Below are 13603 nucleotides of genomic sequence, written 5' to 3' on the forward strand. Positions count from 1 at the left end.
CGGCCATAAACGCCCGATTTCTGTGGCTTTATGAGTATTTTAGTCAGGAACTTGAAAAGATAAGAAAGCCGTGATAATTGGCTGTCTTAGAGACGATTAATGCACACAAAGGCAGTGTATTAAATGGGCGCAAAGAGGGGGAATTGTTTACTGCTTACGTGCGTCAAACAGGTTCATTCCAGCCAACAAAAGACCCATTGCGATGAATGCCCCCGGGGGGAGGATCATCAAGAGCAACGGCTGATAGGCTTCCCCGAAGACGCTGTAGCCGAGGAGGGTGCCGGAACCAAAGAGTTCACGGACCGCACCGAGGACAAAAAGCGCCAGTGTGAAACCGAGCCCCATGCCAACACCATCAACGACTGCGGGGACAAGGCGGTTCTTTGAAGCAAAGGCTTCCGCACGCCCTAGGATGAGGCAGTTAACAACAATCAGGGGAATAAAAATCCCCAGGGCCTTGTAGAGATCGTAGAAATAAGCTTCCATACAGAGCTGAACGACAGTCACAAAGGACGCGATGACAACGATAAAGGAAGGGATCCGAACCTTCGGCGGGATGACTTTCCGTAATAACGAAACGACGATGTTGGAGCAGACCAGAACAAAGGTCGTAGCCAACCCCATGCCCAGGCCATTCTCAGCGCTGGTCGTAACCGCCAGGGCCGGGCACAAACCCAACAGCAGCCTGAATACAGCATTCTCGCGCCAAAGGCCTTTACGGAATTCACGGCTTAACGTCATTGGCCGCCCCCTTGAGCATCGGCAAGGATCTCGTCACGGTGCTCGTGGTAAAACTCCAAACCTCTCCGCACAGCACCAACAACGGCCCGGGGAGAAATCGTCGCACCAGTGATCTGGTCGAACTCACCACCATCCTTCTTCACCCGCCAGTCAGCATTCTGCAGATTTTTCCCGGTGAAGATATCCTTGAAGCCCGGCAAAGTGATCTTGTCTCCCAAACCGGGTGTTTCGCTATGGTTCAGGATTTCTATGCCGTCGACCGTACCTTCCGGGTCCACACCGACCATCACTGCAATATTGCCACTATAACCGTCCGGGGCAACAACCTGAAAGGCAACCCCGCTCAGCTCAGCCGCTTGTCTACCTCGGTAGAAAGTCCGCAGGACATCCCGACCACGCCTGTCCTGCCCCGTCAGCAACTGAACAGTGTCCTGGTCCGGAGAGTTGTCGCCCGGCGGCAAGACGGCCCGCAAAGCACGCAGGGTTGCCAGGCGACGCTGCTCAGCTATCGGCTCACGTGTCACAGCTTCCACCATAGACAGGATCAAACCGGCGCCAGCAGTAATCAGAGTCAGCACCAGGGCGAGACGCAACATACTGTTCATGACCTCACCCCCTGCCGTGAAGTGCCAAAAGTCTTGGGACGGCTATAGCGATCGATCAACGGAGTCGCGGCGTTCATGAGCAGAATAGCGAAAGAGACTCCTTCCGGATAACCACCAAAGAGACGGATCAGAACAGTCAACACACCGCAACCCACTCCAAAAAACAGCATGCCTTTGGTTGAAACCGGCGTGGTTACCATGTCTGTTGCCATATAAAAGGCCCCCAGAACCAGGCCGCCGGTCAATAGGTGAAAAAGCGGGTTGGGGTACTTGTCCGGGTTGACCAGCCAGAACACACTCGAAAAGAGAACCACCGTACCGACAAAAGTAGCAGGAATATGCCAGGTCAGAATTCGTTTGTAAAAGAGATAGCCCGCTCCTAGCAGCAACGCCAGAGCAGAGACCTCACCTATACAACCGGCCATATTACCAAGGAAATAATCCGCCATCCCAGACTGCAGTTCAGGCGGCATCTGTCCGGTGAGCATGACGGCATTCTTCCACTCCCCCAGAGGGGTTGCGGTGGTAACAAGGTCAAGCCCAGAGCCGAAAGGTGTCGGTGATGACCAGGTTGTCATCTGCACAGGGAAAGAGATGAGGAGCACAACCCTGGCCACAAGGGCCGGATTAAAGGGGTTTGAGCCGAGGCCGCCATAGACCTGCTTGCCGATCGCAATGGCAATCACCGCACCGAGCAAGGTCAACCACCAGGGGCTTGAAGGCGGCAGGTTGAGAGCGAGCAGAACGCCGGTAATGGCTGCACTGCCATCAGCAATAGTCACCGGCTGCCCCATCAAACGCTGACAGACAACCTCCGTGGCAAGACACCCCAAGGTTGCAATCAACAGGACTGTCAAGGCTGCCGGCCCGAAAAAATAGACCGCCACGGCGCAAGCGGGCAGCAGGCTGTAAAGCACAGCACGCATGACCTTGGACGTGGAATCGCCGGAATGTATATGCGGCGAAGAAGACAGGTAGAGTTGCTTGCTCACGGGTTTTATGAGCTCCTCTTTTTGGCAAGGATGGCGGCCTTACCGTAGCGGATCGCCTGCACCAATGGAATCGTCGCAGGACAAACGTAGCTGCAACAACCGCATTCAATACAATCCATAGCGCAATACTCGGAAGCTTCTGCCAGAAGGTCCCGACGCGAGTATGCGGCAATCGTCGTCGGCAGAAGGTGCATCGGGCACGCTTGCACGCAGCGAGAGCAACGAATACAGGGGCCCTCTTCCTGGCGATCAACATCCTCATCACGCAACAACAGCAGACCAGAGGTTCCCCGGGTTGCAGGGACATCAAAATCGAGCTGGGTAAAGCCCATCATTGGCCCGCCAAGCACGATCTTGCCCGGATCTTCAGTCAAGCCACCACAGACTTCAACCAGGTGAGACAGCGGGGTACCAATGCGTATCCGCAGGTTCTTGGGCTCGCGGATAGCAGGCCCTGTCACCGTACAGACTCTTTCGATCAGAGGCCGCCCAAAAAGGACCGCATCCGCAACAGCTGCCGCGGTCGAGATATTATGTACGGCAACACCTATATCCATAGGCAATCCGCCCGAAGGGACCTCGCGTCCAGTCACCGCAGCGATCAGTTGTTTCTCAGCCCCCTGCGGGTACTTGACCTGAAGAGACAGTATCTCGACTGGCGCACCAGCACACTCTTTCTCAAGCAAGGCAATCGCATCGGGCTTATTCGCCTCGATACCGATCACCACCCGCTCGGCACCAAAAACATACTGTAGCAAGGCAACGCCCTGCAGAATGCGCTCGGGCTCTTCAAGCATCATGCGGTGATCAGCCGTCAGGTAGGGCTCACACTCGACGCCATTGAAGATCAGGGTGCTGATTTTTTTCTCCGGTGGAGGCGACATTTTGACATGCGCGGGAAAAGCGGCGCCACCCATGCCAACGACGCCTGCCAAGCGTACTTTTTCAACGATTTCATCTACAGTCAGGCTGCCCGGGTCTCCGGGCTGCAAATCCGTCGACCAACAATCTTCACCATCCGGCTTGATCACAACCGCCGGCAATGAAGTTCCCCAGGGGTGTGGACGGCTTTCGACGGCAACGACCTCTCCGGAGGTTGGCGCATGCACCGGCACTGAGACAAAACCCTTTGCAGAGCCTATCTCCTGGCCTTTGGACACCGATTGACCGACCTCTACAGAAGCAACGGCAGGAGCACCTATATGCTGCGCCATAGGCACGACAAACTCTGCGGGCAAGGGGCAGTCTTCTATCGCCTTGTGCGATGACCACTGCTTGTTGTCCGGAGGATGTATGCCCCCTGTAAAGGTTTTTAATTTCACCAGTCTCTACCTTAAATCAGGCCGCGTGTGGTTTGTCTACAGCGACAGTCAAAAGTTTGCTGCCTTCAGGATAGCCATCGCTGAAGTCCCGAATGCACTTGGTCGGACATTTGCCAATCGCCTCAATCGCTTCTTCATCCTGCCCATAAATAACGGTAGCGAGAAAGTCTTCGACCTTATATGCCTCGGGGATGGTTTTCTTACAGATATGGCAACCAATACAACCAATCTGGCAGTACTTGCGCACTATGGCGCCCTTATCGTGACTGTTGCAAAGCACGTGAATTTCTGACTCATAGGGCGTCATGCGGATCACATTCCTGGGGCAGACAGCCACGCACTTTCGGCATCCGGTACATTTTTCACGGCTGATCACCGCCAGACCGTCATCTGTCATTTCGATTGCGTCAAAGGGGCAGGCACGCTGGCAGGAAGCAAGGCCCAGGCAGCCACCGGGACAAGCCTTTGGCCCGCCTGCGATCTTTTGTGCCGCCGTACAATCGGCCAAGCCCAGGTACTGGTATTTGACCTGCGCCCTGCGATTATCGCCCTGGCACAAGACAACGGCAAGCTGTCTTTCTGAAGCCGAAGCCTCGACACCAAGAATCCGCGCCAACTTTGCCACCACATCGGCGCCGCCGGGAGGACACTGGTTCAAATCGATAGTGCCTGCAACCAGGGCCTTGGCATAGCCGGCGCAACCGGGAAAGCCACAGGCTCCGCAATTGGCTCCGGGCAGAACCTCCATTGCAGCAAGTTCACGTGGGTCAACCTCCACGGCAAACTTCTTGGCGGCAAAGCCAAGCGCAATCGCGGCAACCAGACCGATGCATCCGAGACTTAATATAGCTGCAAGCATAAAACTACCTTGGACGTCATATTATAAGGCCTACCCTTTGACCAGACCGGCAAAGCCCATAAAGGCCAGGGACAGAAGGCCAGCCGTCACCAGGGCAATGGCGGTGCCGCGAAAACTCTGCGGCACGGCACAGAGTTCAAGCCGCTCACGCAAACCGGCAAAAAGGACCAGGGCAAGGGTAAAACCGAGAGCGGCGCCGATAGCAAAGACGATACCTTCCAAAAACGTGTAATCTTTTTGAATACTGAGAACAGCCAGGCCAAGAACTGCGCAGTTAGTGGTAATCAGCGGCAGGAAGATCCCCAGAGACTGGTAGAGTACCGGGCTGACCTTCTGGATAACCATCTCCACCAACTGAACCAGGGAAGCAATCACCAGGATGAAAGCAATCGTCTGCAGGTATTCGATACCGAAAGGAATCAGGACAAAGTACTGGACAAACCAGGTCACCACCGTAGCTACAGTCATGACAAAGGTAACCGCCATCCCCATCCCCAGAGCTGTTTCCACCTTCTTGGAAACGCCGAGAAATGGACAGATGCCGAGGAAGCGCGCCAACACGAAGTTGTTGACAAAGATTGCGCTTACCAAAATGACGAGAAGATCAGCCATACACCTTAAATACCCTACCCTGTAAATTGGTCAGACCAGCGTTTATAAAGCAGTTAACCAGCAAAGTCAAACAGTATACAATAAGAATCTTTTAGTTTTACTTCAAAAGAGAAGAGAAGGCAACCGGCACGAGAATGGGCAAGATTAAAATAAATAAAGGCTTATTTTTACAGATGGCTACAAACCTCACGGAAATATTTTAGTTTGACTAAAACATTAAGAGCTAAGCCAGACCAACCGTTGACCCTATGCGAAAAAGGGCGTTTTCTTGACAGGCTCTGGTTGCTATGTTAACAGGTGTCACCTTGATATAGAGGAGCAACCAGGCCATACGTTCAGACACGTCGAAACGGCAGCTAGGGAACGACCCTAAGGAACCCGCAGCCACCGAACAAAGACCTGTCGAAGCTGTCAACCTTCCCAACGCAAGCAAGTTCTTTAAGGAGCCGCTATGAACCACCAGAAATCTTCCAACCTTTTTGCCAAGGCAAAACAAGTGATCCCGGGTGGTGTTAACAGCCCGGTTCGGGCATTCAAGTCTGTTGGCTGTGAGCCAATCTTCATCTCCCGGGCCGCTGGTTCGAAAATTTTCGACGCCGACGATAACGCCTATATAGACTATGTCGGCTCCTGGGGCCCAATGATTCTAGGCCATTGCCACCCCAAGGTTGTTGAAGCCATTCAGAAAACAGCAGCAACGGGCGCTTCTTTCGGGGCACCTACGGCCCGCGAGACACAGCTTGCTGAGATGGTCTGCGACGCCTATCCGAATATTGAAATGGTGCGCATGGTCTCCTCCGGTACCGAAGCCACCATGAGTGCCATCCGCCTGGCTCGTGGCTACACCGGTCGTGACAAGATTCTCAAGTTCGACGGCTGTTATCACGGTCACGCCGACTCACTGCTGGTAAAAGCCGGCAGCGGACTGGCCACCTTCGGAGTACCGACTTCCCCCGGCGTTCCCGCGGATTTCGCCAAACACACCCTGACAGCCACCTACAACGACCTTGAAGAGACGAAAGCGATGGTGGCCGCCAACAAGGGCGAAATCGCCTGTATCATCCTCGAACCAATTGCCGGCAACATGGGCTGCGTAGCACCAAGAGCAGGCTTTCTCGAGGGGTTGCGTCAGCTTTGCGATGATCAGGGCATTATCTTAATTATCGACGAAGTCATGACCGGCTTCCGGGTTGCCTACGGTGGTGCCCAGGAGCGATTCAAGGTGCGCGGCGACCTGGTCTGCCTCGGCAAGATCATCGGCGGCGGCTTACCTGTTGGCGCCTTCGGTGGCAAGCGAGAGATCATGGAATCGCTCTCTCCTGGTGGTGGCGTTTATCAAGCAGGAACCCTGTCCGGCAATCCGCTGGCCATGAGCGCGGGCATCGCCACCCTGGAGCTACTTAAACAAGACGGCTTCTACGAAACACTCGAAGAAAAAAGCGCCTACCTCTGTAAAGGTCTGCAAGAAGCAGCCGCTGAAGCCAATGTGCCGACGTCACTGCAACGCGTTGGTGCCATGTTCTGCACTTACTTCCAGGCGGAAGAGGTGTTTAACTTCAGCGACGTCAAACCGGAAACGCCTGAGATCTTCTCCAACTTCTTCCGCAGCATGCTCGACCAGGGCATCAACATTGCACCCTCGCAATACGAATCCGGCTTTATGAGTATCGCTCACTCACAGGAAGATCTCGACAAGACGATCGAAGCGGCAAGCAAGGCTTTCAGAGCACTTTAAAAGACATTTATAAGCAATAACGAAGAGAGCCCGACTTCATTTATGAGGTCGGGCTCTCTTCGTTTGCAACAGGGCTACAGAGTTATCCGCTGGCAGAACAACCGCTTTAATAAATCCATCCTTAAAAAGGACGCTGGCTTTTGCCGGGCTGATAAGTTCCTTGAAAGGGAGTCATTTTGATGTGAATCTCTTCGACAAAACTGTCTGTAACTACCTCAATCGGCTCAGGAACCTCTCCACCGTAGATACCGTACGGCTCACCATTAGTCGGCATGTCCCAGGCCTGAATACGGGCCCCCAAGTAATAGGTCCCTCCTTCAGGAAGGTAGAGCGTGAACTGGCCCTGCTCGTCGGAGAGGGTGGAGATAAAATCGGGGAGCCGCTTCATCTCCTGGTTCACATATGCCATGGCAAAGCCTCCACGTACCGGTTGCCCCGCCTGATTCACCAAGACACCTTTGACCCCGGTTTTCGTCTGCTGATCCGTCTGTCGGCTATTAAAGAACATCGGCGCCTTCATCATAGCCACCGGCAGCTTAACCACCACAATTTTACCTTCCTCAACCTTGGTCACCAACCGCTGATGCTCAGAATAATAATCCCCTGGAGACAATGGTCCAGTGGGTTGGCCACTCAGCCGTTTACGAGCGACGACATAATAGACCCCCGGCGACACATCCATTTGGAAATTACCAGCATTATCGGTTGGGATTGACATGAACTTGGAAGGACCAAGCAAATTAGTGACTGCATCAGGATAGATGTTGACATATGCTCCGGGGAGGGGATTACCACTGGCTTCGACATAGACATGGCCACGAATACCTGTTCCTCCCTGACCGTCAACGTACTCTCCGACCCATTCTGCTCCGGGGGCACTCGCCACTACCGGCGGACTCGAAGGCGACATGCCCGACTGGCATGCCAGCAGAGAAACGGACAAGCAAAAAATTAAAGCAACCCGCAAACAAAATTTAAAGCTAAACCTCAACATCGAAACCTCCTGAAGCCATAAGACATGGAAAACCCGAATAATAGTTTAGCTTCCTGAGAGAGAATGTCAAAATCTGAGAGGAAAAAGCAGACACGCCGCGACAATGCATTGAAGGTCCAAAGAGTCGCCAATCAGTTCGCTTTGTTCGGGGCCAATTTTTCGAGATTTTCAATTTGTTGCTTCGCTGTCTTAATTGCAACGTTAGAAGGGGAGTAATCCGGGTAAAACGGGGAAATTTTTTCCCAAACAGCCACAGCTTCAGCCAAGTCGCCTTCACGATAAGCAACCAAACCGCTTTTCATCAGTTCATCCGCGCACTCATCAATCTTCAGCTTGATCGCTTCTTCAGTCATAACTAAAGCTGTTCGAAGTTGTGAACTCTGCGGATAGAGGCCTAAAGTCATGCGGTAGAATCTGCCCGCCGTATCAAAGTGACCTTCCCCCTCAGCTCGGGCAGCCTCACCCAAAAGACGATTCGCCACTTGCGTGTAAAGATCCACCAAAGAGGCTTCCGTGGCGCCACGACCTAAAGCATCACGAAGAGCATCGTGGGCTTTCACCGGGGAGCCTTCGGCCAATAGCCGTTCGATGGTCTTACGGGCCTCCGGGATTAGTTTGTCGGCCTTACGGCCATCCTGGCTTGAGTTGTCCTTCTCAACCACCACAGGGTCAGAGACATTGGTCACGGCAGAACAACCGGAGAACAGCAGAGTGAGGGTCAGGCAACAAACACCTGTAAAAGTTACGATGCGCATAGCGACTCCAGTGGCAACCGATCGTCCACTAACCTGGCGGAAACAACAGGGACGATATCGATAAAGATTTCAGCAAGCTTGGGGTTAAACTGGCTACCGCTACAGCGCCTGATTTCTGCAATCGCCTTTTCCTGGCTGAGACCCTTTCGGTATGGCCTCGAACTTGTCATGGCGTCATAAGTATCTGCCAGAGCAAGGATCTGGGCGTGCAATGGGATCTCGTCGCCACTAAGCCGGTCAGGGTAGCCTGTTCCGTCAAAACGCTCGTGGTGGTGCTTTACACCAGGAATATATTTATGCAACGAAGGTGCAAGTTCAAGGATCTGTGAGCCCAGCAATGGGTGTTGAGCGATCTCCAGAGACTCTTCCTGATCAAGGTTACACTGCTTATTGAGTACAGCGTCTCTGACATGGATCTTGCCTATGTCATGAAGCAAACACCCCATCTCCAGTTCCTTTAATTCCTCGCGGGTAAACTCAAGTCTCTCGGCGACAGCGATAGCAAAACGCGCAACACGGGCCGAATGACCATAGGTGTAATTATCCCGGGCATCGAGAGCCGCGGCCAGAATTCTTACGATATCATTATATGACGATTCCAGATCCTCTGCATAGCCCTGTAAGCTTGCTTTCTGTTGCTGGATCGTCCTTGCCATCTTGTTGAAGTTGCGAATCAACATTCCCAGTTCATTACGTGAACGAACCGGAACATCGCCAACATACTCATCTTTCTGCAGCCTTGAAACGCCGTCGGCCAAACGCTCGATGGGGCGAGTGAAAACCATTGAAATCAGAATCGCGCCGAGCAAGGCCAGGATAGTTACAAATGTGGCGACCGTAAAAATTTGTCGGTGCGCCAAAGCCTTCGAGGCCATTAACTTACTGGCGCTGACAGCAACAACGACACTCCCCACATGCTGGTCTGCAAAATAAATCGGGCGCCTGAATTCAAAGCTATCAACCCCTTCATATTGCCCCCTAACAATGGCAACATCATGAGCCTGTGCTATCGGCTTTCCTGTCAAAGAAGGGAGTTGTTCGCCAACCCGGTCCAGTCGATCATGTGCAAGGATATTTTTTTCAAGATCCAGAATGGCGACATACACCAGCTCTTCCTGGGAGGCTTTTATCTGGGCAACGAGATTATCCATTGCCAGACGATCATTCTCCAACAGGCTGAATCCGGCGGGGACGGCAGCGGCCTGTGTGATAGCACTTCCCCGCTTGACGAGAGAATCCAGCAGGGCGGAATCCAGGATTTGCATAACAATAAACGAGACGCTGAAAGTCGTAACTACAAGCAACGACAGAACGAACGAAACGAGACGGAAACGAATACCCCTGAAAAAATCAGCAGAGGAGCTTTCACTTTGCAACGCGCCGGAGCGCCTGGAGAATAAGGATTGAACGGCTTTAACTAATTGACGCATGACAGTTCAGGGCTTCCAGATACGGAGATATCCTGGGAACAACCATTCAGACCGGGAAGATAGTTTGAAGAGACAGTCTAGAAGAGAACATATCCCAGAAACCGAGACAAGCGCAACCGGGAAGTGCTCATCCCCCATTGAATTAGTAGCTCAGGGAGCACTCGGCAAGAGACTGCACAGATAACGAGTTTTCACAAGAGACGGACCAGAGGAAAGAGAGGAAGGGCGCTTAAGTTAAAAACCATATATACAACTAGCCAAAAGCTAAAAACCCGCCTATCATTATCATCAACGAGAAAAGTCTGAATTCATTAGCAAGGAGAGTTATTAGATGGACATAAAAATTCGTAAATCGTCTCCGCTACAAATAAAAACTTCATGCTTGGTCATCGGTCTCTGCGAGAAGGACTTTGCCTCACCGCTCATGAAAGAGCTTGACCAAAAACTCGGTGGACTGCTCCTCAAGGCAAAACGCAATGGCGAATTCTCTGCCAAAGAGGATGAACAGATCCTCTTTCAACCCGCAGGACATCTGCCGGCAGAGCGGGTTCTCCTCATCGGTCTTGGCCAAGCAGAAAAGATCTCCGACGAAAAGGTTCGTCGGGCAGCTGGACAGGCCGTGAATAGGGTCACAGAGAAAAAGTTCGGGCAGATGGCCTTCGCTTTACCTTTTCAGCGCGAAGAGCGCGAACAGTCCGCTCCGTTCCAGGCTTTGGCAGAAGGGCTTCTCTTAGCCAGCTACCGCTACGACTTGTTCCTCGGAGAAGAAACGAAAAAGGCTCGCAAATTGCCAAAGACCGTCACTCTGGTAATCACAGCGGAACAAGATAAAAAAAGCTGCGAGGTTGCCGTTGAAAAGGCGCGTAAAATCAGCCAGGCGGTCATACTGACGCGAGATCTCGTCAACGCTCCCGGCAACATCAAATCGCCTGAGCACCTCGCCGAACAGGCGCAGTTTGCAGCGCAGCAGAGCACACTGAGTTGCAAAGTCCTCGGCCAGAAAGAGTTAACCGAAGAAGGTTGCGGTGCTCTTCTCGGCGTGGCCCAGGGTAGCGCACGCGAGCCGCGCCTTATTATTCTCGAGCATAAGGGCGGCCACAAAGACGAAGCACCAGTGGCCCTGGTGGGCAAGGGCGTCACCTTTGACTCAGGCGGGATCTCGTTGAAGCCGGGCGAAAAAATGGATGAGATGAAGATGGATATGGCCGGTGGGGCGGCCGTCATCGGCACCATGTTGGCCGCCTCCCTTCTGGAACTGCCGGTCAACCTGGTGGGCATCGTTCCCGCAGTTGAAAATATGCCCTCGGCAACCGCCTACAGGCCAGGAGACATCCTCACCAGCCTCTCCGGCCAGACAATTGAAGTCCTTAACACTGACGCCGAAGGCCGCCTGATCCTCGCCGACGCCCTGACTTACGCAAAACGCTACGAGCCGAGGCTGGTCGTTGACCTGGCGACCCTGACCGGCGCCTGTATCATTGCTTTGGGCCATCAGGCGACAGCGGTTCTCGGCAACGACCAGGAACTCGTGGACGCATTACTGGAAGCCGGCGATGATAGCGGCGAGCGACTTTGGCAGCTGCCGCTCTGGGAGGACTATGACCAGCAGATCAAGAGCGACGTGGCCGATGTAAAAAACACGGGAGGTCGTCCGGCTGGAACCATTACGGCTGCGGCCTTTCTGAAGAAGTTTGCCAAGGACTTCAACTGGGCTCACCTCGACATCGCCGGCACGGCCTGGCGCGACCAGGCAACCCCTTACACACCCAAGGGTGGCACAGGTGTCGGCGTGCGTTTACTGATCGCATTTCTAGAGAATTTGTCGAATACAAACTGACGTCGATTCAGTCATTTACCGCTCCAGCCTTTCACCTTGACAGAGGAGGGGTCGATTGCTAGGTTACTATGTTGTCTTACACTTAAGTATCCACCTCTTCCAAACAGCTATGGGTCTGCGCCATGAGAGTACTCGTTTCTGACAAATTTCCCAGTGAAGGGCTACAGGTTCTCGAACAAGCCGAGGGGATAGAACTTGACTACCAGCCAGGCCTGACGACAGAACAACTTCTGGGAGCCATTGCCGAAGTTGATGCACTGATCGTACGCAGCGGAACGGCTATCACCGAAGAGATCTTTCATGCGGCCAACAGACTGCAGGTTATTGGCCGCGCCGGTGTAGGCACCAGAAACCTCGATCTGGAAGCGGCCAACCGCAAGGGGGTCGTGGTCATGCACACCCCGTTCGGCAGCACCACCACCACTGCCGAGCATACGATCGCCATGATCTTTGCCCTGGCCAGACAGATCCCGGCGGCCAGCCATTCAACCAAGAAGGGCGAATGGGAATCTGATCGTTTTCTCGGCATCGAGGTCGCAGGAAAAACACTCGGCGTTCTGGGCGCAGGAAAAATTGGCCGAATGGTTATTGAGCGAGCCCTTTCCCTGAAGATGAAGCCAATTGTTTACGATCCATATCTGACGGAAGGCACGGTCCGCACACTTGGTGCAGAGCAGGTCGATTTTGAAGGCTTGCTAAGCCGCTCCGACTTTTTAACCCTGCACACTCCGTACAATGCGGAAACCGCCAATATCCTCAACAATGAAACACTGGCACGCATCAAACCCGGTTGTCATGTCATCAATTGTGCAACCGGAGGCCTGATCGACGAAGCCGCCCTGGCCGAGTCAATCAAGGCAGGACGCGTCGCCGGAGCTGCGATCGACGTTTTCAGCAAAGAGCCACCGGGAGCTGACAACCCCTTACTGCAGCTTGAGCAGGTCATCTGTACGCCGCATCTACGCACCGCGACCCGCGACGCACAGGTAAATGTCACCGTACAGGTCGCCAATCAGGTGGTTGACATGCTGACCAAAGGCATCATCATCAACGCGGTTAACGTCCCCTCGATCAGCGCCGATCTGCTGGCAACATTACGTCCCCACCTGGATCTGGCCGAGCGTCTTGGCTCGTTCCTGGCACAACTCTACGGCAAGGGTCTTACAGAAGTTCGCATTGAATATGCAGGGACTGTGACCGACAACCCGACCGAGCCTTTGACCATGGCCGCCCTGAAAGGCATCCTCACGCCGATGGTCGGCTCCGAAGTTAACTACATCAACGCTCCGTTTCTGGCCAAAGAACGCTGCATTCGCGTCACCGAGACCCGCAGCCAATCGACCCGCGGCTTTTCCAGTTTGATCCGCCTCGAAGTGGTCGGCGCTGACGGCGAGAATTCTGTTTGTGGCGCCCTTTTCGGAGAAAACGACTACCGGATCGTGCGTGTTAACGGCTGTAACGTCGAGGCGCTGCCCAACGGCCACCTCCTGGTCCTTTTCAACGAGGATCATCCCGGCATCATCGGCTTTATCGGCCAACTGCTCGGTGAAGCTAAAATTAACATCGCAGGCATGAACCTGACCCGTCATTCGATCGACGGTCAGGCTGTCTCTTTGATTAATGTTGACAGTTGCATTCCAGATGAAACTCTGGAAAAATTGCGCGCCCACGAGCATATCGTCGCCGCACACCAGATTGTTTTATAAATTTCTAGAAGGACG

General features: G+C 53.5%; 12 protein-coding genes. 3 read left to right on the top strand and 9 right to left on the bottom strand.

The genetic code is table 11. The features are described from left to right. Positions 1-147: 147 nt before the first annotated feature. The 6 genes from P9J64_13810 to rsxA are packed head-to-tail and all read right to left on the bottom strand — an operon-like array spanning position 148 to position 5131. The gene (locus tag P9J64_13810; GenBank protein MDG5469400.1) at positions 148-741 is read right to left on the bottom strand and encodes an electron transport complex subunit E; all 594 of its coding nucleotides are present in this window, start codon (positions 739-741) and stop codon (positions 148-150) included. After that, on the bottom strand, positions 738-1346 hold the full coding sequence (locus P9J64_13815; GenBank protein MDG5469401.1) for an RnfABCDGE type electron transport complex subunit G: 609 nt from the start codon (positions 1344-1346) through the stop codon (positions 738-740). The genes P9J64_13810 and P9J64_13815 overlap by 4 nt, the downstream gene beginning before the upstream one ends. Beyond that, positions 1343-2338 carry an RnfABCDGE type electron transport complex subunit D gene (locus P9J64_13820; GenBank protein ID MDG5469402.1) on the bottom strand — a complete coding sequence of 332 codons (996 nt, stop codon included), beginning with the start codon at positions 2336-2338 and terminating at the stop codon, positions 1343-1345. Before P9J64_13820 ends, P9J64_13815 begins: the two co-directional genes overlap by 4 nt. Before the next feature lie 5 nt (positions 2339-2343). Beyond that, positions 2344-3660 (bottom strand): electron transport complex subunit RsxC, encoded by a 1317-nt coding sequence (rsxC, locus tag P9J64_13825; protein MDG5469403.1) that lies wholly within the window; start codon positions 3658-3660, stop codon positions 2344-2346. Positions 3661-3676: 16 nt separating this feature from the next. Then, a complete protein-coding gene (locus P9J64_13830; protein MDG5469404.1) occupies positions 3677-4519 on the bottom strand; it encodes an RnfABCDGE type electron transport complex subunit B in 843 nt (280 codons plus the stop codon). A 30-nt stretch (positions 4520-4549) separates the two neighbouring features. Beyond that, positions 4550-5131: an electron transport complex subunit RsxA gene (gene rsxA / locus P9J64_13835; protein MDG5469405.1), complete on the bottom strand. Its 582-nt coding sequence runs from the start codon at positions 5129-5131 to the stop codon at positions 4550-4552. Positions 5132-5582: 451 nt separating this feature from the next. On the opposite strand from rsxA, the gene hemL reads away from it, so the two are divergent. Continuing rightward, on the top strand, positions 5583-6866 hold the full coding sequence (hemL, locus tag P9J64_13840; protein MDG5469406.1) for a glutamate-1-semialdehyde 2,1-aminomutase: 1284 nt from the start codon (positions 5583-5585) through the stop codon (positions 6864-6866). 121 nt (positions 6867-6987) lie between these two features. On the opposite strand, the gene P9J64_13845 is transcribed toward hemL, so the two are convergent. From P9J64_13845 to P9J64_13855, 3 genes are all read right to left on the bottom strand, one after another. Next, a complete protein-coding gene (locus P9J64_13845; GenBank protein MDG5469407.1) occupies positions 6988-7776 on the bottom strand; it encodes a carboxypeptidase-like regulatory domain-containing protein in 789 nt (262 codons plus the stop codon). A gap of 215 nt (positions 7777-7991) precedes the next feature. Next, positions 7992-8615, bottom strand: a complete 624-nt coding sequence (locus P9J64_13850) for a hypothetical protein (GenBank protein MDG5469408.1) — start codon at positions 8613-8615, stop codon at positions 7992-7994. After that, on the bottom strand, positions 8603-10045 hold the full coding sequence (locus tag P9J64_13855) for an HD domain-containing protein (protein ID MDG5469409.1): 1443 nt from the start codon (positions 10043-10045) through the stop codon (positions 8603-8605). The genes P9J64_13850 and P9J64_13855 overlap by 13 nt, the downstream gene beginning before the upstream one ends. Positions 10046-10376: 331 nt before the next feature. Here P9J64_13855 and P9J64_13860 point away from each other — a divergent pair, with 331 nt between their 5' ends. Both P9J64_13860 and serA read left to right on the top strand, forming a co-directional pair. Then, positions 10377-11882 carry a leucyl aminopeptidase gene (locus tag P9J64_13860; GenBank protein MDG5469410.1) on the top strand — a complete coding sequence of 502 codons (1506 nt, stop codon included), beginning with the start codon at positions 10377-10379 and terminating at the stop codon, positions 11880-11882. Positions 11883-12004: 122 nt separating this feature from the next. Continuing rightward, on the top strand, positions 12005-13588 hold the full coding sequence (gene serA, locus P9J64_13865) for a phosphoglycerate dehydrogenase (GenBank protein ID MDG5469411.1): 1584 nt from the start codon (positions 12005-12007) through the stop codon (positions 13586-13588). The last annotated feature ends 15 nt before the right edge of the window (positions 13589-13603 follow it).

Source organism: Deltaproteobacteria bacterium IMCC39524 (assembly GCA_029667085.1).
GTDB lineage: Bacteria > Desulfobacterota > Desulfuromonadia > Desulfuromonadales > BM103 > M0040.

What these genes read in the sequence shown, in the direction of transcription:
- P9J64_13810 (MDG5469400.1), bottom strand. Translation starts at nt 741, where the DNA reads ATGACGTTAAGCCGTGAATTCCGTAAAGGCCTTTGGCGCGAGAATGCT.
- P9J64_13815 (MDG5469401.1), bottom strand. Translation starts at nt 1,346, where the DNA reads ATGAACAGTATGTTGCGTCTCGCCCTGGTGCTGACTCTGATTACTGCT.
- P9J64_13830 (MDG5469404.1), bottom strand. Translation starts at nt 4,519, where the DNA reads ATGCTTGCAGCTATATTAAGTCTCGGATGCATCGGTCTGGTTGCCGCG.
- rsxA (MDG5469405.1), bottom strand. Translation starts at nt 5,131, where the DNA reads ATGGCTGATCTTCTCGTCATTTTGGTAAGCGCAATCTTTGTCAACAAC.
- hemL (MDG5469406.1), top strand. Translation starts at nt 5,583, where the DNA reads ATGAACCACCAGAAATCTTCCAACCTTTTTGCCAAGGCAAAACAAGTG.
- P9J64_13845 (MDG5469407.1), bottom strand. Translation starts at nt 7,776, where the DNA reads ATGTCGCCTTCGAGTCCGCCGGTAGTGGCGAGTGCCCCCGGAGCAGAA.
- P9J64_13850 (MDG5469408.1), bottom strand. Translation starts at nt 8,615, where the DNA reads ATGCGCATCGTAACTTTTACAGGTGTTTGTTGCCTGACCCTCACTCTG.
- P9J64_13855 (MDG5469409.1), bottom strand. Translation starts at nt 10,045, where the DNA reads ATGCGTCAATTAGTTAAAGCCGTTCAATCCTTATTCTCCAGGCGCTCC.
- P9J64_13860 (MDG5469410.1), top strand. Translation starts at nt 10,377, where the DNA reads ATGGACATAAAAATTCGTAAATCGTCTCCGCTACAAATAAAAACTTCA.
- serA (MDG5469411.1), top strand. Translation starts at nt 12,005, where the DNA reads ATGAGAGTACTCGTTTCTGACAAATTTCCCAGTGAAGGGCTACAGGTT.